The organism is Actinomadura alba, assembly GCF_014323705.1.
Taxonomy (GTDB): Bacteria; Actinomycetota; Actinomycetes; order Streptosporangiales; family Streptosporangiaceae; genus Actinomadura_C; species Actinomadura_C alba.
This window is the reverse complement of the sequence record NZ_JABVEC010000025.1, coordinates 1-18,890: the sequence shown is the minus strand read 5'-3', so window position 1 is coordinate 18,890 and position 18,890 is coordinate 1. Positions and strand designations below refer to the sequence as shown.

Sequence of the window (18,890 nt, the reverse complement as noted above, 5' to 3'; positions counted from 1 at the left end):
TCAGTGGTGGCCAACCGGGCTGACGTGCCGGTACACGTCGGTATGAGTCTGGGACCGGACCGGTCCCAGGCGGTGGTCGTCCGGCATCGCACGGTGCTCGGGTCGGTCTCGGTCCCCGGTTCCGACCCGAGCGAGCTGCTGTCCGGCATCCGGCCGGCCGACCGGGCGCAGGCGCGCAGTGTGACCATCGACATCAGCCGGCTGCTCCTGGCGGCGGTGTTGCAGGCGTCCGGTGGGCTTTCCCCCGTCGCGATGATCCGTGTCCGGCCACGCGCGGCCACTGATCTTGCGCTCGGGCGCCATCCGGCCGAGGTCATCGAACGGCTGGTGACCCGTCGATTCACCATTCCCGGCGGACACGATCTCTTCGGACGGGAGCTGGGGCCGCTCGACCGGCAGGCTCTGCAGGCGGTCTGCCGCGAGATCGAGCGGGACGGTACGCGGTGCATCGCCGTCGTGGCGGCGGGATCGCAGGCGCAACCCCGGCACGAGCGTGAGGTGGCGGACAGGCTCCAGGCCGTCCTGCCCGACGCGCGGATATCGGTGGCGTACGACTTCGGCGGCCTGGGGCTGGCACCACGCGAGGCGACCGTGGCGTTGAACTCCGCGCTGAGCGACATCGCAGAGGACATCCTCGATGCCTGCGAGAGCGCCGTGCGTCGGTGGACGCCCGGTATGCCGCTGCATGTGGGGCGGGGTGACGGCGGGTGGGTCACCGCGTCACGGATGCGCACGCTGCCCGTACTCGGCTTGGGCGCCGCCGACGCGTTAGAGCTGCTCGGCGCCGCGGCGCTGACCGGTGTGGACGACTGTCGCGTGCTGCTCGACCGCCCGTCCGGACGGGTCGTGGGTGACGTACGTCATCTGCTGGTGGCGGTCCGTCCCTACGCACTCCACGGGCTGGGGACGGAGCTGGTGGTGCCGACAGCGGCGCTGACCGGTGCCGACGGCGTGCAGAATGCGTCGGATCCGATGGCGTGGCGGTCCGGCGACGTCCCGCTGGTGGAAGCCGACCGTGATCCGGACGAGCTGATCTGTATCGGTGCCGCGGTCAGCCGGCCCACCGCCTGGCTGGACGAGATCGCCTTCATCGAGTCGACCGACGAGCTCGAGGGCATCCGCCGGGACGCCCAGGCCAGGGCCACCGCGATCGTCACAGCCAACGGTGCCAATCCCGGAACCGCCGACATAGTAGAGATGTCCACCGTTGCGATGCCCTACAGCCCGTCGGGCACGGTGCGGGTACGCGTGCGCGTCGCGGGTGCCCTCGACATCCGGTCACGGCCGGGCTCATGAGCATCGGATACGTCGGTTCGGGGAAATCGATCACTGCTGCCGACATTCCCGCCCTGTACGAGGGCGCCAAGTTCTATTCGCCGGCCGTCGGGGACGCGAGTAAGGCCTCGCTGGTGTCCTGGCTCATGGATCTGCTCGAGCGCAATGGGCCGGTCGTGCTCGTCCGTCCCGATGCGCTGCCTCCGCAGGTCCATTGCGTCTCGCTGTGCGTGATCGGATCCGGTGCGGCGCTGGCCGACCTTCCTCCGTCCGGTGACGAGTTCGTGCTGGCCGTACGGGAGCTGGAACACGTCATGCACCGGCGCTTCGGCGCGGTGTATCCGCTCGCCGCGGCGACGATCAGCGCGCTCGTCCCGTTGGCCGCGGCGTCGCAGCTCGACGTGCCGCTGCTGGACGCCGACGGCATGGGCCGGACGTTCGCGCTCATCCATCACACGTCCATGTCGCTGGCCGGCCTGTCGCCCGCCCCGCTGGTCGTGCGGGGCCCCACCGGCGAGACGGTCACGATCGAGGTGCGTGCTTCAGCGCGCGCCGACACGCTGCTGCGCTCGAACGTCGACACGCTCGGAGGGTGGGCGGCCCTGGCCTCCTACCCCTGCACGGCCGGCGACCTTCGCCGCGCGGCACTGCCGAGTACCGTCTCGCGCCTGATCAACGTCGGCCGGCTGCTGCTGGAACCTGTGGGTGCCGATGTTCTGGTCACCAGGCTGGCCGCCGTCACCGGTTGCCAGCGAATAGGCAGAGGACGCATCGTCGAGCTGGAACACCTCAGCCGTCCCAGCGACGTCACCATCCCCGCGCATCCGTCGAGTGTGGTCATCGATGAGATCGGCGGTCAAGGGCGACTGTTCCGCCTTGAGCTGCGCAGCGAGATCGTTGCCGTGTTCGCCGACGGCGCGCTGGCGGCCGCCGCACCGGATCTGGTCTGCCTCGTGGACATCCTGCGGGGCGAACTGGCGACGCTCGACAGCCTCGAGCCGGGTGACGTGGTGGACGTTCTGGTCATGCCGGCCGACGCCATCTGGTATTCCGCCGAAGGCCTGGCCATGGTCGGACCGACGTCCCACGGCATCCCGCTGGACCACCCGAGGCGGCGATGAGGAACCGTCCCTCCACCGCCTCGTTGGACCTCGCCGAGCTCTTGCGTGTTGAACCGCTGGCTCGCGCCGAGGCGGTGCATCTGGCCGATCCGTCCCGGCGCGTACACCAGGTGGTGCTGGCGGAGACGTTCGAGCGCCTTGGGCATATCGTTCCGCACTCGGTGGTCGTGCTGCACGCCGAGGCCGCCGCGGGCGGCTGGTCGCTCGCCGCCGCATTGCACGCGGCCTGGGAGCGCAACGCTTCCGTCGTCGTCGTGCCCCGGGCGGCGATGAGCTCGTCCAGCGCCGTGCTGGCCGAGCGGCTCGGCATCGCCCTGCTGGTGATCGACGACGACCCGGTCGACGTCGCGCTGACTCTTGCGGGTCAGATCAGTGCACCGCAATGCGCCAGGGCGGTCCGGGTCGCGCTGTGCGCAGAACGGCTGGCCGAACAGTCGAGCATCCGCGGTGTGCTCGGCGTGCTGAACACCGAACTCGGACATGTGCCGGTGGCGCTGACGATCGGTGGCTCCGTCGTGGCCGGGCGGGCAGCGGCCGTTCGGGAACGTGCGGACCACGAGCAGGTACGTGTCCAGGTGCACGGGGCGGGCGAGCGACCGTGGGCGGAGTTGGTCGCCTCGGTGCCGACGCCGGCCGCTGACCTCGGCGGCCACGTCGGCACGCTGCTGCGGCTGGCGCGGCTGCCGTTGCTGGCCGCTTGGGCACAGGCCCGCATGGACACCTCGACTCAGGTCGCGCAGGAGCGGGCGGCGTTCGAGATGCTCCGGCGGCTCGGCAGCGAACCGGCCACCGACCGGGCCGTGCCGGTTCAGTACGACGGAGCCGAGAGCACGTCGTGGAGCAGCGAGCTCGGTTGGCGGGTCGAGGGGGTCAACAGGGCGGTCTGGATCGCGCCGATACAGGACCCGGGCAGTGAGCCGCCGCCCGAGCTCACCCAGTTGCTGCGGGCGACCTGGCAGCGGCACCTTCCGGACTGGCCCATCGTCGCAGACGACGACGGCTGGATCTCGTGGCAGAACTCAGCCGATGCCGACAGCGGCACGGCGATGCGGCGCGGCATCACCACGATGACCCCGACCGCGCGAACGCATGCTCTCGTACTGGGAGTAGGGGGTGCGCATGCCGGTATCCCTGGTCTGATGCGATCGGTCGTCGAGGCACGCCTGGCCGCGTACGTCGCCCGCGAAGGCGGCGCCGGATCGGTGACCTGGTTCGATCAGGTGGGTGCCCAGGCGGCGCTCGCCTGGTTGCCGGTCGGCAAGATCGCGCAAGTGGCGGACTTCTGTCTCGCCGACCTGATGGCGGCACGCGACCGCTCGTCACTGGTCGAGACGGTCCTGACCGTTCTCGACTGTGGCGGCTCGCTGAGCCAGGCCTCGGCGCGGCTCGGTGTGCACCGGAACACGGTGCTTTCGCGAGTGGCCCGGGCGAAGGAGCTGGGCCTGGTCTTCGACGATCCAAGCCGGCGCCTCGCCCTGCATGTGGTCTGCTACGCGCTCGGCGCGCTGTGGCGGACGCCTGGCGCCGAGCGCTCGCAGTGACTACTCGTCGCCGATGCCGTAGCGGGTCAGTGCCGCCTCCTTCGTGATGTCGCGGTCCAGTACATCGGCACGCACGTCCGCCACGACGCGTTCGATCGGGTCGCCGTATCCGCCGCCACCGCCGGTGGCGCACCGCACCACGTCACCCTTCTTCAGCCTGGTGCCGTTGACCTTCAACATCCGCCGTTCGTCCGGTCGCCCGGGGTTGATGATCACCTCAGGTCCGGTGGCGTCCTCCCCTCCGAACAGGCCCCAGGCAGGCTGCCGCGAGCGCTCGAACCACAGCGACAGGGAACAGTCGCACTGTGCCTCGTACTCACGGATGACGCCGTTGCCGCCGCGCCACTTGCCCGAGCCTCCGGAGTCGGGCCGGATGCGGTACTCGTTGATACGCCACGGGTAGCGGGTCTCGAACACCTCGATCGGGATGTCCTTCAGCGAGCCGTTGACATTGTTGATCAACGCGCTCTCACCGTCGGATCCATGCCACGCCCCCCAGCCGCCGACCGTGGCCTCGAGGCTCACGAATTCGCGGTCGAAGCGCGGATCGGTGCCCGAGGTGAGCACGATCATCGAGTCACCGTGGCTGGCGCCGGCCACCCGGTCGGGCATCGCGGGAGCCAGGGCGCGCGCCACCATGTCGATGAGCAGGCCCAGGTGCGAGAAATACCACTGGCATGCCGCCGGTGAGCGTGCACCGAGCACCGAACCCTCGCGGACCTGAGTGGTCATCGTGCGGAACGACCCGCCGTTGCCCGGCAGATCGGGGCTCACCAGCAGTTTGTAGCCCACCCGCAGCGCCGACACGGCCTGTGAGACACCGCAGTTCACCGGGCCGACCGTTTGATCGGCCGACTCTGTCACGTCGAAGTCGATGGCTTCGCCGTCGACGATGATCTTCAGTCGGATGGGCACGGGGGTGTCGAGGTCGATGCCGTCGTTGTCCAGCATGCCCTCGGCCACATAGACGCCGTCGGGTATCGCACCGATCGTCCGCCTCTCCAATATCTCGGTCTGGCGGAATATCTCGTCACGCGCCCGTTCGAGCGTCTCCAGTCCGAACCGCTCGACGAGCTCTTGCAGGCGCTTCTCACCCATCGTGATGCAGGCGATCATCGCGTGCATGTCGCCGGTCGTCGGATACGGGAACCGCACGTTGGTGGTGATGGTGTCCATGATCGACCGCTGGTCGGCACCGCCCGCCACGAGCTTCTGCGGGCCGAGTCGCAGACCCTCCTGGAAGATCGTCACCGAGTCCATGGATCCGCCCGGGTCCTTCGAACCGACATCGATCCAGTGCGCGCGAGATGCGGTGAAGCCGACGAGCGTGTCGCCCACGAAGACCGGGCCGAAGATCGTCACGTCGTTCAGGTGCGTACCGCCGAGGTAACTGTCATTCAGAATCCAGACATCCCCGGGTTGCCACACCTCGCGACCGAACATCTCCTCGGTCGCCTTGGTGCAGGTCTCGAGGTTTCCCAGGAAGATCGGCAGACCGGCGGACTGACCAAGCACCTGGTGTTCGGCGTCGAGCAACGCGACGACGCAGTCGCCGCACTCATAGATGATCGGGGTGTACGCCGACCGGATGAGGGTGGCGTTCATGTCGTCGGCGGCCGCGTTCAGTGCATTACGGATGATCTCGACGGTGACCGGATCCATTCCGACGGCGGTTGTCATGACTGCTCCTTCACTCGGATGATCAAAGATCCGATTTCGTCGACCGACAGCTCATACCCAGGCGGTACCACGGTGGTGGCGGTGTCCTCGACGATGACGGCGGGACCATCGAAACGGTGTCCGGAGAACAGGTCGTCGCGCCGCACGACCACCGCGTCGCGTTCCGCGCCACCGAACACGACCTGCCGCACGTCGTGCGGGAATTCCGGGGATTCGGCGCGCGGCCATCTCTGCGGCTCCGGTCGGCCGAGATGGCCGAACGCGGTGCTGCGCAGCGTGACGAACTCGATCGGGGCACCGAGGTTGGCATGCCCATACCGACTCTTGTGCATCTCCGCGAATCGCTCGGCGATCACGGCCAGGAAATCCGGCGTCGACGGCTCTTTCGCGTCTGTCAGCGGGACCGTCAGGGTGTACTCCTGCGCGGCATATCGGATGTCGACCGCATGCGCGGCGGTCCGGTGCTGAGATTGCACACCCTCATCGGCCAGCGTCGCCAGGCCGTGCTTCTCCAAACCGCGGAGCATCGCCGACATGTCCCGGCCGTCGAGGTCCGCGTCCAGATAGAAGTACGGTTCGGTGAAGTCCTTGCGGATCTGGGTCTGGAGCATTCCCCACGCGGAGAAAGCGCCGGGAAAGCGCGGCACGATCGTTTCCGCGATGCCGAGTTCCTGGGCCAGGAACACAGCGTGCATCGGACCTGCGCCACCGAACGCGACCAGGCTCGACTCGCGCGGCTCGATGCCACGCGAGACCGTGATCGTTCGGATTGCCTGGGCCATCTTGGAGTTCGCGACATCGCAGATCCCCTCGGCCATGGCGATGACATCGAGACCGAACTCGCCGGCGAGTTCAGCCACGGCGGCCGCCGCCGCGCCGGTGTCGAGAGTCATTTGACCTCCCGCGAAGCCGTTGGGGTCGATGCGCCCGAGTACCAGGTTCGCGTCCGTGACCGTCGGCTCGATGCCGCCTCGGCCGTAGGCGGCCGGTCCAGGTCGTGCGCCGGCCGAGCGCGGCCCCACTCGCAGGCCACCGGCCTCCATCCACGCGACCGAGCCACCGCCCGCGCCCACCGTGTGGATGTTGACGACACTCATCAGCATCGGCAATCCCTCGAGTTGCGCCTCGGCCGACACATCCGGCTCGCCGTCGACGATGAGGGACACGTCGAACGACGTCCCACCCATGTCGACACCGATCAGATTGGGACGGTTGACGACCTGCGAGAGTTCGGCACATGCCATCGCACCGCCCACCGGTCCCGAAAGCAGCGTCTGCAGCGGACGTCGCCGGGCCGAGTCGGCGGTGAGAATCCCTCCCGAGGACTGCATGACGTGCAACGGAACGGTCATCCCCCCGTGACGTAGCCGGATCTCCAGATCGTTCAGGTAGCGGCGCACAATCGGACCGGTGTAGCTCTCGACGACCGCGGAGGAGGTGCGCTCGTACTCGCGCCATTCCTTCGCCGCCTCATGTGACAGGGAGACCGTGAAGTCCTCGCCGAGCTCTTCGAGTACGATCTCGCGAGCCCGCAGCTCATGAGCGGGATTCTTGAAGCTGAACAGGAATGAGATCGCGATCGCGCCCAGGCCGCGCTCGCGGACGGTGATCGCCGCGTTCCGCACCGCCCGTTCGTCCAAGGGCACCAGTTCGGTCCCGTCGGCGGCGATCCGACCGCCGATACCGACGACGTCGCGGCGCGGCACCAGCGGTGTCGGCTTGCGGTAGTGCAGGTCGTACAGGCGCTTTCGGGGCCCACGCGCGATGTGGTAGGTGTCTTCGGCGCCGGCGGTACCCAGCAACAGCACGGGAACGCCGCGCCGCTCGAGAAAGGCGTTGAGACCCTGGGTGGTGCCATGCACCAGGAAGCTGATGTCACCGGGTGATTCGACGACCGAATCCAGACCCGCCATAACGCCTTCGCTCAGGTCATCCGGCGTGGTCGATGCCTTACTCGCGGCGAACACGCCGGCATCGTCGTCGTAGGTGACGACGTCGGTGAAGGTTCCCCCGATGTCCATCGACACTCGGTACTTCGCCATGACAATCTCCGATCCAGCAGACGTACCCGAAAGTTAGGTGTCGGGTCGCAGCCCTCGCTGTGCACGGCGCATAGCCGCCGTGCCCTCTCGCGTGCGGGGCGCACGGCGGGTCACCGACCGCCGCGGTGGAGACTTCGCCCACGAATTCCGGCAAGGAGGACCATGGCCTCGCTGAGCGAACAACCGTTTGCGTCCGGCTCCCCGACCGGGCCCGGAACCGCACGCGGTCGCGACCATCGCACGGAGATCGAGGCCGCGGTGGCGGCCGCTGCTTCTGGCACCGGCAGTGTGCAGTTGCTGGGGTCGGGCAGGGCCACGCGAACGGTGCGTGGCGTCACCGCGGAGAACGCCTCCGGGTTCTCCCAGGGTTGGCTGCCCTTCGCGGGGGCCCCCGGAGAACTGTCCGTGGCCGGGGACACGCTGCTCGTCGGGCTGGGGTGCGCGGCTGATTCCACTCCGGAGACGCTGCGGGTCGCGGGCACGGCGGCCGGGGCGGTCATCGCTGACGGCGACGTGCTGATCGAGCTGCCCGAGTGCGACGCCGACAACGTCCGCGCCTGGATCGACGGCCTGGTCAGCGGCATCCGGCCCGACCGGAATGTTCGCCTGACACTCGATACCCTCGGCGGGAGCGTGCCGGATGCCGCCCGTGAAGGACTCATCGCGGCGCAGGCGTCTCGGTTGGCGAGCCTGCTCACCAGCGCTCCGGCCAATGTGGTCACGCCCGGACAAGCCGCGCTGTGGGCCCGGGACATCGCGGTACGCGCAGAGCTGCAGTGTTCGATTCTCGACGACATCGAGCTACGCGACCGAGGTTTCGGCGGGTTGACCGCGATCGGTTGCGGCTCGGTGAACGGTCCGCGGCTGGTGCAGCTGCGCTACGACGGCACCGGCGACGGACCGTCGATAACCCTGGCGGGCAAAGGCATCACATTCGACAGCGGCGGGTTGTCGCTGAAGTCGCCGGATGCCATGCAGTCGATGCGCTCGGACGTCGCGGGCGCGGCCGTCGTGCTGGCCGTCATGGCCGTGCTCGGGCGCCTCGGCGTGCGAGCCACCGTGCGCGCGATCCTGCCCTTCGCCGAGAACCTGCCGGGGCCGGGCTCCGCCCGTCCAGGCGATGTCGTTTCAAGTTATGACGGCACGCAGATTCAGATTCTCGACACCGACTTCGAGGGCCGAGTGGTGCTCGCCGACGCGTTGGCGCTGGCGGTGGAGGAGCGGCCGGATCTTGTGATCGACATGGCTACCTTGACGTACCAGGCGGTCACCGCGCTCGGACCTGAGATAGGCGCGGTGATCAGCCCGGACGACTCGGCCGCCGAGGCGCTGCTCTCCGCGTCGGCGGCGGCGGGTGAGCCGATGTGGCGGCTGCCGTGGGCACCGCGTTACCTCGACCAGGTGCGTACTGCCTCCGGTGTCCGCAACCATCCGCTGCGGTCCTCGGGCCGAGCGCTGACCGCTGCCTTGTTCCTGGGGGAGTTCGTCCCCCGCGATATCCCCTGGGTGCACTGCGACTTCGCCGGTCCGGCTTGGGCCGGGGACGCGTCCTGTGACGGGGCGACCGGCTTCGGTACGCGGACCCTGCTGCGCTTGCTCGCACGCCAATGATTCTCAACGCGGTGAGGTGATCGACAGCCACGACCACGATCAGGTGTTCTGGGGTGTGCCGCGGGCCAGTGTTGGGATCTTGATTGCGGGTCTTTTCCCAGCCTCTGTCGGGTGAGAGGCTGGAGGGTGTAGATGCGTTCGTGGTGCGGGTCGGGGTCGTTGCTCCGGTTCACCCGACGTATGGAGCCGGGAGTTCCCGGCTGTTCATGGTGCCCAGATGTCTGCAGGGGGAGCGGACGATGGTTGGCACGAGGACCCGTTTCATAGGTGAGAAGGCGCCGTGCGGGAAGACCGTGGACGGCGAGCGCTACGTGGACGATGACGAGCAGGGCCTACTCATCAGGGATGAGTACTTTTCCTGCGGCTGCCGCAGGAGCCGTCATGAATATCACGACGGCAGCATCGAGGTGACAGCCGTTCGGCACGATGGAAAGGTCGCCCGAGATGAGCTCGGTGCGGACCATGGCTCTTGACGGGTGTGCCCACAGCGGGCGCACGGAGCCGAAGGCGATATCGCCCATGAGTTGATTGCGTGACCATGACGCTTTCGCATGACGTTCTGATCGTGGGCGGCGGTGGCGCGGGATTACGCGCGGCGATCGCCGTCGCGGAGGATGATGCGCGGCTGAGCGTGGCGATCGTCTCCAAGGTGTATCCGATGCGTAGCCACACGGTCTCGGCCGAGGGCGGGGCTGCGGCTGTCATCCGGCCTGATGACAGCCTCGACGAGCACGCCTACGACACGATCTCAGGAGGGGATTGGTTGTGCGCTCAGGACGCCGTCGAGGTCTTCGTCAAGGAGGCACCCGGGGAGTTGCTCCGGCTGGAGCATTGGGGCTGTCCGTGGAGCCGCGAGCCGGACGGACGCGTGGCCGTACGACCGTTCGGCGGAATGAAGAAGATGCGCACGTGGTACGCCGCGGACAGGACGGGCTTCCATCTGCTCCACACGCTGTTCCAGACCGCCCTGCAATACGAGCGCATCGCCCGCTACGACGAGTGGTATGTGATGAAGTTGCTCGTCGACGACGGCCGCGTGGTCGGCGTCGTCGCCGTGGAGCTGATGTCGGGCCGGATCGAGGCCATCACCGCCAAGGCGGTCATTCTCTGCACGGGCGGGTGTGGCCAGATCTACCCCTTCACCACCAATGCTGCCATTAAGACCGGCGACGGCTTGGGCCTGGCTTACCGGGCGGGCGCTCCGCTCAAGGACATGGAGTTCGTTCAGTACCATCCGACCGGCCTGCCGTTCACGGGCATCCTTGTCACAGAGGCGGCTCGGGCCGAGGGTGGCTGGTTGATCAACAAGGATGGCTACCGGTATCTGCAGGATTATGATCTCGGCACGCCCTCACCCAAACCCGTGCTGCGCAGCATGGAGCTGGGGCCGCGTGACCGCCTGTCGCAGGCATTCGTCAAGGAGATCGAGAAGGGCCGGACCCTCGACACGCCCTACGGGCCTGTCGTGCACCTGGACCTGCGTCACCTCGGAGAGACGGTCATCGACGCCAGGCTTCCCTTCGTACGGGAGCTCTGCCGGAGTTACGAGAACATCGACCCGGTCCACGAGCTGATCCCGGTGCGGCCGGTCGTTCACTACATGATGGGCGGGGTCCACACCGACATCCACGGTGCCACTCCTCTGGAGGGTTTGTTCGCCGCCGGCGAGGCCGCCTGTGTCAGCATCAACGGCGCGAACCGTCTCGGGTCCAACTCGCTGCCCGAACTGCTCGTGTTCGGTGCCCGTGCCGGGCGAGCCGCCGCCTCGTTCGCCTCGGGCGCGCAAGGCGGCACCGCCGTACGGCCGGCCGTACAGGCGCAGGTGGAGGACGAGCGGCGGCGGCTGGAACGCGACCTGTTCCACCGCGACGGGAAGGAACCGATCTCGGCCATCCGCGAGGAGATGCGGGCGACCATGGAGGAGGGCGCGGGGATCTACCGTTCGGGAGACTCACTGGCCAAGGCCGCCGACAGGCTGAGTGTCCTTCAGGAGCGGTTCCGCTCCGCCCGCCTCGAGGACCGCAGCCGGACCTTCAACACCGAGCTGCTCGCCGCTCTCGAGCTGTCGTTCATGCTGGACGTGGCCGAAATCATCGTTCACTGTGCGTTGCTGCGCGAGGAGTCGCGTGGAGCGCACCAGCGTGTCGACTTCCCGGCCCGCGACGACCACAGGTTCCTCGCCAACTCGCTTGTCCACCGCGACGCCGACGGGTCACAGCGGGTGGAGTATCCGCCGGTGACGATCACCCGGTGGCCCCCGGGGGAGCGGGTGTACGGGAGGTAACGCTCATGACGGATCGCATCACCCTGCGGGTAACCCGCTACCGGCCGGAGAGCGAAACCGAGCCGACGGCGCAGGAGTACGAGATACCGCTGCGCAAGGAGTGGGCGATCCTCGACGGCCTGAACCACATCAAGGACCACCTGGACGGCACGCTCTCATACCGCTGGTCCTGCCGGATGGGCGTCTGCGGGAGCTGCGGCATGACCGTCAACGGAGAGCCGAAGCTGACCTGTGCCACCTTCCTGGAGGACTACGCGCCGGGCCCGATACGCGTCGAGCCGCTGTCCAACTTCCCGGTTGTGCGCGATCTCGTTGTGGACATCGGCGACTTCATGCGCAAGCTGCCGCAGATCAAGCCCTGGCTCATCCGCTCGGAGCAGGAACCACCGGCCGAAAATGAATATCCGCAGTTGCCGGCGGAGCGTGAGGAGTACGAGCGGTTCAGCATGTGCATCAACTGCATGCTCTGTTACGCAGCCTGCCCCGTTTACGGGCTCGACCAGGAGTTCCTCGGCCCGGCGGCCATCGCTCTCGCCCAGCGCTACAACCTCGACTCGCGTGACCAGGGCGCCTCGGAGCGGATGGATGTCCTCTCGGCCGCCGAAGGCATCTGGGCCTGCACCTTTGTGGGCGAGTGCAGCGCGGTCTGCCCGAAGGACGTCGATCCCGCCGGTGCCATCCAGCGCTACAAGTTCACGGCCGCCATGGAGTCCCTCAAGACCCTCCTTCTGCCGCGGGGGGCACGATGAGCGAGAAGATCGAGTACACGCCGTTCCATCCCAGGTGGTACCGGCCTCACATTCCCGTCTTCTGGTGGCTGCGACGCCGCTCGTATCTGCTGTTCGTACTCCGCGAGCTGAGCAGCGTTTTTGTGGCCTGGTTCGTGGTCTTCCTACTGCTGCTGGTGAATGCGGTTGCTCAGGGGCCGGACGACTACCGGCGGTTCCTGGACTGGAGCGCCGGACCGGGGGTGCTCTCGCTGAACGTGATCGCGCTGTGCTTCATCGTGCTCCACGCCGTCACCTGGTTGTTCATGCTCGCGCCGCACGCGATGGTCGTACGGCTGCGCGGCAAGCGCCTGCCGGCAGCCGTGGTCGGCGCGGGCAATCTCGTGGCCTGGGTGCTCGCATCGGCGCTCGTGGCTTCACTGATCCTGGGGTGAACGATGGCCAGGCGTCCGATGGAACCGTTCCTGTGGCTACTGTTCAGCGCCGGCGGCGTGCTGTCGGCGCTGCTGATCCCGGCCCTGCTGCTCCTTTTCGGCCTCGCGTTCCCGCTGGGCTGGGTGTCGCCGCCCGACCATGCGCACCTGTCCGCCGTACTGGGCCAGCCCGTCACGCGCGTCGTTCTTCTCGGCCTCTGCGTGCTGGCGCTCTTCCACTGGGCTCACCGGTTCCGCTACACCCTGTACGACGGGCTACAGCTCAAGCACCTCGGAAGGCCGATCAACCTGTTCTGCTACGGCGCAGCGCTGGCCGGGTCGGCAGTGGCGAGCTATCTCCTGCTGGCAGCCTGGTGAGCGGGTCGTGGAGGCGCGGCGGCGGTAGCCGCCCGGACTTGTGATGACGTCGTACGGTCCCGCTCCCGCCCGGGCGGGACCGTACGGCGCACCACGACGGCGCGCGGGCGCGAAGCCGCGATCTGCCGCGGGGTCGGGTGCCTACTTCCGGGCCTGGCCAGGGGCGAGGTGGCCGCAGGCGGCGGAGCCGGCGTCGGTGAATGTGCCGTTGCCGTTGCCTGGTTCGGGCACGAACCGCCAGTCATAGCCCGTGGGCCGCAGCGTCAGCTTGAGCACGCCGAAGGTGTCCGCGTTCGCCACGGCGAGGTTCGCGGTCGGGGACAGGTCGGTGTGGAAGCCGACGCCGCCCGTTCCGACGGTGAACTGACGCGGCCCGGCCGGGTCGGCGGCGCCGTCGGCGTTCTGCGGGTCGAAGCGCTGGTAGCTGTGGTCGTGGCCGTTGAGCACGACGTCGACGCCGTAGCGCTCGGCCACTTGCCAGAGCGGCTTGGTGTCCGGGTTGGCCGGCCGGTTCGGATAGAGCGCGGAGAACAGCGGCTTGTGCCAGTACGCCAGCGTGCACTTGTTGCGATGAGCCCGCAGGTCCTGCTCCAGCCAGCGGTACTGCCCGGAGCCAGGCGCGCACGACACGACACCGCACTCGCCGTTCAGTGCGACGACGTGCCAGCGGCCCAGATCGTAGGAGTAGTAGCCGCGCTGCCGGTCTCCGGCGGGGCCGTCGGCCGCGCCCACGCCGTTGAAGTAGTCGAAGTAGCCGTCCGCCCTCGCCCCCGGGTAGTACGCCTGCGCGTACTCGTGGTTGCCCACGGCCGGGTGCGTGATGTCCTTGAACGTCCCCCACGTCTTGTCGTAGGAGGAGTTGAACGCCTCCAGGGTCCCGACGTCGTACTGCCCGTCCGCGAGCATCGCGACCGCGTCCGGCTCGAGCTGCCGGACCAGGGCGGCGGTGCCGGCCTGGTGGCAGGTCTTGGGGGTGACCTGGCTGGTGGCCGCACACGCGACGTCGCCCGCCGCGGCCAGCACCGGCGCGTCCGGGCCGGAGACCGGGCCGTGGTCCTGGCGGCCCTTGTCACGGGCACCGCGCGCGATGGGCACCTCAACGGTACTGAACCGGATGGTCTCGGTGTCGGCGTTGCCGGCCGCGTCGGTGACGGTGACCGTGAGCTGGTGTGACCCGGCCGGGATGTTCTCCACCGGGAAGCGGTCGGGCACCGGGACGGCCCGGCCGTCCAGCACCGCGGTCGCCCCCGCGACGCCGGACACGGAGTCGATTGCGTTAACCTGGACGGTGACGTCCCCGCCGTTGACGCGCTCGCCGGCCGCGGGCGAAGTGGAGATGATCCGCGGTGCGGTGTTGTCGACGCGGAACGTCACGTCGCGATGGGCCTGCCCGCCGTCGTCGCCCGCGACGACCCGCATGGTGTGCGGGCCGTCCGTGAGCGGGCGCGTGTCGAGGTCATAGGAGACGCCGCGCAGCCGCTCCGCTGGGACGCCGATGCCGAAGTTCCTTGTGACCTGCTCCTCGGTGGCGTTGCCGCCGGGGTAACCGTCGCCGATCGACAGGTGCCGGTCGGCGGGCACGGCCGGGTCCCTCAGCTCCGTACCGTCGAGCAGGCGCAACCGGACGTTGCGGATCGTGAAGTCGTCATGGTTCTTCGCCAGGCTGGTCGGCGAGACCGAGTCGCCGGCGCGAACCGTCACCCGGTTGGCTCCATCGTGCAGCGAGCCCGCCGGCAGCGGTACGGCGACCGTCGCGAAGCCGGAGTAGTCACGGTTTATGAGCGTGACCATCTCGCCGTTGACCCAGACCGAGTTCAGCAGCCGCTGCGAGCCGCTCTGGATGCCGTCGGCCTCGAACAGCACCGTGGCCGGCAGGCTCGACGCCGGCTCCGCGGTGACGGCCGTGCCGTCCAGTTCGAGGCTCAGCCGGGATTCGGGCGCGCCTCCGGCGTAGACCGTGATCTGTCCACGTACGACCTGGCCCTCGGCGAGGGAGAGCGCCGGGGCGGAGGCGTCCGCATGGGCGATCTGGGCGGTCGAGATCAATGCCGACAGCGACAGCACGGCGGCCGTGAGCGGTCGCCGCCACCTCGCGCGTCGTCTTCTTTCCACGTAATCGTTCACACGCTTCCTCTGATCGAAGGGGCATGACCACTACTAGCGCTGGGCCCTTTCGACTGCCTGAACGGCCCATGACGGGCGATCATCGGCGACACGACCGTGTTGCTCCGTGCCGTCACCGCCGAGGGCGGCCGGCTGTTCAGCGACCGGATCTGGTATCTCGGCGCCGCGCATCCGATGCCCACACCGGGCCTCTCGGGATCGTCTGGGACACCTTCTGCAGCGCCTGCGTGCCCTTGCTCAAGGCCTTCGTCCTTGTCGCGCTTGACCACCCCTGGCCGGTCGACGCCGGCATGCCGAGCAGGGCGATCAGAAAGGATAGGTGTGGTGATCGCGACAGGTGAGCACGCGACGGTGGTGGACGGCGATGGCGCTCTGCTTACCGCCGACCGACGAGAAACAGCAGCACATAAGAAGCGGAGGACAAAGTCAAATGCGATCTTCACCCGCTGACCGCCCGGTGGTCGTTGACGCGCCCCTGGTCACCTTTTATGACCGCCTGGCCGCGCTGTCCCGAACGATGGAGTCCGGGTCCGGCGGAAGCTCACTGTTCCGGCCGTCTTTCGTGCTCCCCGAGCTGGACGATGGCCTGCGCCGCTTCCTCGCCAGTCCGACCATCGCCCTGCGTCCTTTGGCCGAGGTCGGCGGTAAGGACGTGCGGATGCTGGATCTCACCGGCAATCCAACCACTCGGACGACGAAGACGTTCGCATCCCTGCTCATCGTGTTGCGGGCAATCGACCACACACGTCGTACCGGCGGCCCGGTTCTCATGGTGACGCCCTCTTCCGCGAACAAGGCGGTGGCGCTGCGCGATGCCGTTCTAAGAGCCTACGTTCTAGGTCTGGCAACCCCTCGCACGCTGCGTCTCGTATCGGTTGTGCCGGAAGACTCCCGTGAGAAGCTTTGGTCGTCGGCATTGGACGATGATCCGGAGCTGCGCTCTGCCAATCCGGTTCTGTCGCTGGCTTCCGGAGAACCGGCTGAGTCGGTGAAGGCAGCTGCGCTGAGCAGCGTAGAGAAGGCCCACGTGAAGTCGTCCACGGTACGGCAGCGGACCCGCGTGTGGTTCACGCTCGACCTGGACAATTACCGGCTCGCCGACGCGACACGCGCATTTGCCGTCGAACGTGCCTGGCCACAGACAAGCGCGAACTCTCAGGGGCGGCGCTTGCACGCCCATGCGGTGTCCAGCGCGTATGGCCTGCTCGGCCATGCCCTTGGCGAGGCTCATCTGGGACGGTCGCATGCCGCCTACCTTTTGATCCAACACATCGGCACGCCCGCAATGGTCCTCCACACGCGTGATGCGGGCTTTTCCCGAGCGAGTTTTCCGAACTACACGTGGCGTGAAGACTTGCGCGCATGGATCCAGCATTCTGATCCGTACTTTCCCTTCCGAGTGGATTCACTGGAGCAGCGGATTGACAGTACGTTCTATACCCGGCAGCCCGCGACAGCGAAGGCCATGACCGACATCATCCGTGACCAGGGCGGATTCGGGATCGTGGTATCACGAGAGGAATGCTTGGAAAGATACGCAGAAATCGATTGCATTCTCGTTCGGTCTGGTCATCCCGGCCTCGGTAGCGACCCGGCACAATTACGAGAATGGTCTCTGCTCATGGGTCTGACTGGAGTGCTCAACGCCGTCGAGCGCGGCCTCGTATCTCAGGAACAGATCTTGCTGCACGGATCCGGCAGTTACCTGGGAACCGACTATACCGCTATCCCACGGGAACGACTGAACCCCGTGCACACGGAGACCGACGTGGCCAAGCATGTTTTCCAGCTTCTCGAGGACATGTCATGACCGATTGAGAGGACTCTCAGCGTGTACGCGGATCAGGATCATCACCCGGTGTCCGGATCAGTGGACGCTTTAGGGTCTGCTTGCGAACACCCACCGGTTGGCGGCCAGTGCGTCGGGCCGCTCGGGCTCGGGGTGCGGGCCGCGCCCGTGGCGGCGGGTGAAGTCGAACGCGGTGTGGACCGAGGTGGACCAGCCCCGGGCGGTCAGGTCCCCGGCGGAGTCGGGCCTCGGCTCGCCGCCGAACAGGACGAGAAGGTCGACACCGATCCGTCGCCTGGCCGCCGAGTAGATCGGGCTTTCGCGGACGGCCGCCGACTCCGTGCCGAGTTTGACCTCGTAGGCCAGAGCGCTCCCCGCCGCGCTCAGCCCGTCCACCGCCTCGATGAGGGCGCGTTCGGCGGCATGGGGAAGGTAGAGCAGCAGCCCCTCGGCGAGCCAGGCGGTCGGTGCGGCCGGGTCGAAGCCCGCGTCGATCAGCTCCCTGGCCCATTCGAGGCGCAGATCGGCCCCGATCGTGATGCGCTCCGCCTTCGGCACGGCACTCAGCCCGTCGAGCACGCGGTCCTTGAACGCGAGGACGTCCTCCTGGTCGATTTCAAAGACCGTGCAGCCATGCGGCCAGTCGAGCCGGTACGCACGCGTGTCCAGGCCGGCCCCGAGGAGTACCACCTGCCGGGTCCCCGCGCGCACCTGCCGCAGGAGGAAGTCGTCGAGGACCCTCGTCCGCAGGCCGAAGTAGCGCGCGAACCGGCCCCAAAACGGATCGGCGTCGCCGTCCGGAACCTGCTGGAGGCGCACCGGCCAGTCCGCGGACGCCCGGGCCGCGCGCACGAAGTGCTCGGCGTAGCCATCTCGCGCCAGGGCGTCGTGGCGGTGGGTCTCGATCGCCCGCGCTGCGGCGACCATGAGGGCGGTCCGTCCGACGCCTTCTTCCACGCCGGTGTTGCCGGCCATGGGCTCTCCTCTCCGGGCCCCGCCTCGCGGTCGGCGAACTCATCCGCAAACCGTGAGGCGGCGGTCAGGTAAGACGGGAACATGCGTCGAGCCGATGCCGGTGCGGGCACCGGTTCGACATCGGCCGCCGGGGACGCGTGTCAGACCAGTGTGTCGCTGACGGCGTGGCTGCCCTTAGCGAGGAAGAAGTCCTCGATGGCGGTCCGCCACTCGATCCTGGAGACCTGGCCGGTGCCTTGTGGGTCGAGCGCCCGGGAGAGACCCTCGATGTTCGCCACGGGGAATCCCACAGCCCCCAGCCCCCGCACGAGGTCGGCGTGCTGGACGAAGCCGTCGTCATCTCGATCGCATATCGCGGTCAACGCCTCCGCATAGGGCCGGACGTTCCCCTCGTACCCGTCAGGTTCGTGGAACCGGGCGTACTCCTCACAGCTCAGCTTTCCGTCATTGTTCTGATCGAGGGCGCTGACCAGGCCCTGCCAGTAGCGCCGGCAGCTCGCGTGGAGCGCCTGAGCCTTCGGTGAGCTCTCCGCCACGTCCAGCGCCTCGATGATCCTGTGCCCGAGCCTGTCGAAGTCGTCCGCCTCCAGGTAGCCGTTGGAGTTGGTGTCGAGAGCATCGAACGCGGCCTTGATTCGATCCAGACGTGCATCCATCGGGGGGACCTCCAATGAGGAATGCGATGCGGACAGTAGTACTATAGCTACACATTGTGATCAATCAAGAGTCGCTCGCGTCGCGGGCGCGGAGACCCGGCAGGCAAGCAGATCGCGATGGAACGCCGGATCGCCGCCGAACGCGCCACCCGCCGCATCACCGCCATCTGAGTGACGCCGCCCTCTCGCCGGACAGCCGCATGTCGCGCTCGAATACCTGTGGGCCAGAATTGCGCATCAAAATCTGGACTCTCGGGAACATTTCGGTCAAAC

The 18,890-nt window shown here is 67.9% G+C and carries 15 protein-coding genes; 9 read left to right on the top strand and 6 right to left on the bottom strand.

Annotated elements, in window-relative coordinates:
* The first annotated feature begins 6 nt into the window (after positions 1-6).
* Genes HKK74_RS27590 through HKK74_RS27580 form a run of 3 tightly spaced genes read left to right on the top strand, consistent with a single transcriptional unit; the run spans position 7 to position 3,937 of the window.
* Positions 7-1,296: a hydantoinase/oxoprolinase N-terminal domain-containing protein gene (locus HKK74_RS27590; protein WP_187246289.1), complete on the top strand. Its 1,290-nt coding sequence runs from the start codon at positions 7-9 to the stop codon at positions 1,294-1,296.
* On the top strand, positions 1,293-2,396 hold the full coding sequence (locus HKK74_RS27585) for an S-methyl thiohydantoin desulfurase family protein (RefSeq protein ID WP_187246288.1): 1,104 nt from the start codon (positions 1,293-1,295) through the stop codon (positions 2,394-2,396). Before HKK74_RS27590 ends, HKK74_RS27585 begins: the two co-directional genes overlap by 4 nt.
* Positions 2,393-3,937 (top strand): PucR family transcriptional regulator, encoded by a 1,545-nt coding sequence (locus HKK74_RS27580; RefSeq protein ID WP_187246287.1) that lies wholly within the window; start codon positions 2,393-2,395, stop codon positions 3,935-3,937. The genes HKK74_RS27585 and HKK74_RS27580 overlap by 4 nt, the downstream gene beginning before the upstream one ends.
* On the opposite strand, the gene HKK74_RS27575 is transcribed toward HKK74_RS27580, so the two are convergent.
* Together HKK74_RS27575 and HKK74_RS27570 are read right to left on the bottom strand one after the other, a co-directional pair.
* On the bottom strand, positions 3,938-5,617 hold the full coding sequence (locus tag HKK74_RS27575; protein WP_187246286.1) for a hydantoinase B/oxoprolinase family protein: 1,680 nt from the start codon (positions 5,615-5,617) through the stop codon (positions 3,938-3,940). It lies immediately after the preceding gene.
* Positions 5,614-7,659 carry a hydantoinase/oxoprolinase family protein gene (locus HKK74_RS27570; protein WP_187246285.1) on the bottom strand — a complete coding sequence of 682 codons (2,046 nt, stop codon included), beginning with the start codon at positions 7,657-7,659 and terminating at the stop codon, positions 5,614-5,616. Before HKK74_RS27570 ends, HKK74_RS27575 begins: the two co-directional genes overlap by 4 nt.
* 162 nt (positions 7,660-7,821) lie before the next feature.
* Here HKK74_RS27570 and HKK74_RS27565 point away from each other — a divergent pair, with 162 nt between their 5' ends.
* Positions 7,822-9,270: a M17 family metallopeptidase gene (locus HKK74_RS27565; RefSeq protein ID WP_187246284.1), complete on the top strand. Its 1,449-nt coding sequence runs from the start codon at positions 7,822-7,824 to the stop codon at positions 9,268-9,270.
* Positions 9,271-9,602: 332 nt separating this feature from the next.
* Here the strand turns inward: HKK74_RS27565 and HKK74_RS27560 are convergent, their stop codons facing one another.
* Positions 9,603-9,791 carry a hypothetical protein gene (locus HKK74_RS27560; protein WP_187246283.1) on the bottom strand — a complete coding sequence of 63 codons (189 nt, stop codon included), beginning with the start codon at positions 9,789-9,791 and terminating at the stop codon, positions 9,603-9,605.
* 17 nt (positions 9,792-9,808) lie between these two features.
* Here HKK74_RS27560 and frdA point away from each other — a divergent pair, with 17 nt between their 5' ends.
* From frdA to frdD, 4 genes are read left to right on the top strand one after another with little or no spacing between them, the layout of a single operon-like run.
* Positions 9,809-11,554, top strand: coding sequence for a fumarate reductase (quinol) flavoprotein subunit (frdA, locus tag HKK74_RS27555; RefSeq protein ID WP_187246358.1), 1,746 nt, complete (start codon positions 9,809-9,811; stop codon positions 11,552-11,554).
* Between the two features lie 5 nt (positions 11,555-11,559).
* A complete protein-coding gene (locus HKK74_RS27550) occupies positions 11,560-12,303 on the top strand; it encodes a succinate dehydrogenase/fumarate reductase iron-sulfur subunit (RefSeq protein ID WP_187246282.1) in 744 nt (247 codons plus the stop codon).
* Positions 12,300-12,716 carry a fumarate reductase subunit C gene (locus HKK74_RS27545; RefSeq protein WP_187246281.1) on the top strand — a complete coding sequence of 139 codons (417 nt, stop codon included), beginning with the start codon at positions 12,300-12,302 and terminating at the stop codon, positions 12,714-12,716. Before HKK74_RS27550 ends, HKK74_RS27545 begins: the two co-directional genes overlap by 4 nt.
* Before the next feature lie 3 nt (positions 12,717-12,719).
* Complete coding sequence (gene frdD, locus HKK74_RS27540) at positions 12,720-13,073, top strand: fumarate reductase subunit FrdD (protein WP_187246280.1); 354 nt, start codon at positions 12,720-12,722, stop codon at positions 13,071-13,073.
* Between the two features lie 141 nt (positions 13,074-13,214).
* Here the strand turns inward: frdD and HKK74_RS41590 are convergent, their stop codons facing one another.
* Positions 13,215-15,197, bottom strand: a complete 1,983-nt coding sequence (locus HKK74_RS41590) for a metallophosphoesterase (protein ID WP_187246279.1) — start codon at positions 15,195-15,197, stop codon at positions 13,215-13,217.
* A 430-nt stretch (positions 15,198-15,627) separates the two neighbouring features.
* On the opposite strand from HKK74_RS41590, the gene HKK74_RS27530 reads away from it, so the two are divergent.
* Positions 15,628-17,007 (top strand): DUF6002 family protein, encoded by a 1,380-nt coding sequence (locus HKK74_RS27530; RefSeq protein ID WP_187246278.1) that lies wholly within the window; start codon positions 15,628-15,630, stop codon positions 17,005-17,007.
* Between the two features lie 69 nt (positions 17,008-17,076).
* Here the strand turns inward: HKK74_RS27530 and HKK74_RS27525 are convergent, their stop codons facing one another.
* Positions 17,077-17,961 carry a class I SAM-dependent methyltransferase gene (locus HKK74_RS27525; RefSeq protein WP_187246277.1) on the bottom strand — a complete coding sequence of 295 codons (885 nt, stop codon included), beginning with the start codon at positions 17,959-17,961 and terminating at the stop codon, positions 17,077-17,079.
* Between the two features lie 140 nt (positions 17,962-18,101).
* Positions 18,102-18,617, bottom strand: a complete 516-nt coding sequence (locus HKK74_RS27520; protein WP_187246276.1) for an EF-hand domain-containing protein — start codon at positions 18,615-18,617, stop codon at positions 18,102-18,104.
* Between the last annotated feature and the right edge of the window lie 273 nt (positions 18,618-18,890).

What these genes read in the sequence shown, in the direction of transcription:
- HKK74_RS27560 (WP_187246283.1), bottom strand. Translation starts at nt 9,791, where the DNA reads ATGGGCGATATCGCCTTCGGCTCCGTGCGCCCGCTGTGGGCACACCCG.
- HKK74_RS27545 (WP_187246281.1), top strand. Translation starts at nt 12,300, where the DNA reads ATGAGCGAGAAGATCGAGTACACGCCGTTCCATCCCAGGTGGTACCGG.
- HKK74_RS27585 (WP_187246288.1), top strand. Translation starts at nt 1,293, where the DNA reads ATGAGCATCGGATACGTCGGTTCGGGGAAATCGATCACTGCTGCCGAC.
- HKK74_RS27575 (WP_187246286.1), bottom strand. Translation starts at nt 5,617, where the DNA reads ATGACAACCGCCGTCGGAATGGATCCGGTCACCGTCGAGATCATCCGT.
- HKK74_RS27580 (WP_187246287.1), top strand. Translation starts at nt 2,393, where the DNA reads ATGAGGAACCGTCCCTCCACCGCCTCGTTGGACCTCGCCGAGCTCTTG.
- HKK74_RS27570 (WP_187246285.1), bottom strand. Translation starts at nt 7,659, where the DNA reads ATGGCGAAGTACCGAGTGTCGATGGACATCGGGGGAACCTTCACCGAC.
- HKK74_RS27565 (WP_187246284.1), top strand. Translation starts at nt 7,822, where the DNA reads ATGGCCTCGCTGAGCGAACAACCGTTTGCGTCCGGCTCCCCGACCGGG.
- frdD (WP_187246280.1), top strand. Translation starts at nt 12,720, where the DNA reads ATGGCCAGGCGTCCGATGGAACCGTTCCTGTGGCTACTGTTCAGCGCC.
- HKK74_RS27525 (WP_187246277.1), bottom strand. Translation starts at nt 17,961, where the DNA reads ATGGCCGGCAACACCGGCGTGGAAGAAGGCGTCGGACGGACCGCCCTC.
- HKK74_RS27520 (WP_187246276.1), bottom strand. Translation starts at nt 18,617, where the DNA reads ATGGATGCACGTCTGGATCGAATCAAGGCCGCGTTCGATGCTCTCGAC.
- HKK74_RS27530 (WP_187246278.1), top strand. Translation starts at nt 15,628, where the DNA reads ATGCGATCTTCACCCGCTGACCGCCCGGTGGTCGTTGACGCGCCCCTG.
- HKK74_RS27550 (WP_187246282.1), top strand. Translation starts at nt 11,560, where the DNA reads ATGACGGATCGCATCACCCTGCGGGTAACCCGCTACCGGCCGGAGAGC.
- frdA (WP_187246358.1), top strand. Translation starts at nt 9,809, where the DNA reads ATGACGCTTTCGCATGACGTTCTGATCGTGGGCGGCGGTGGCGCGGGA.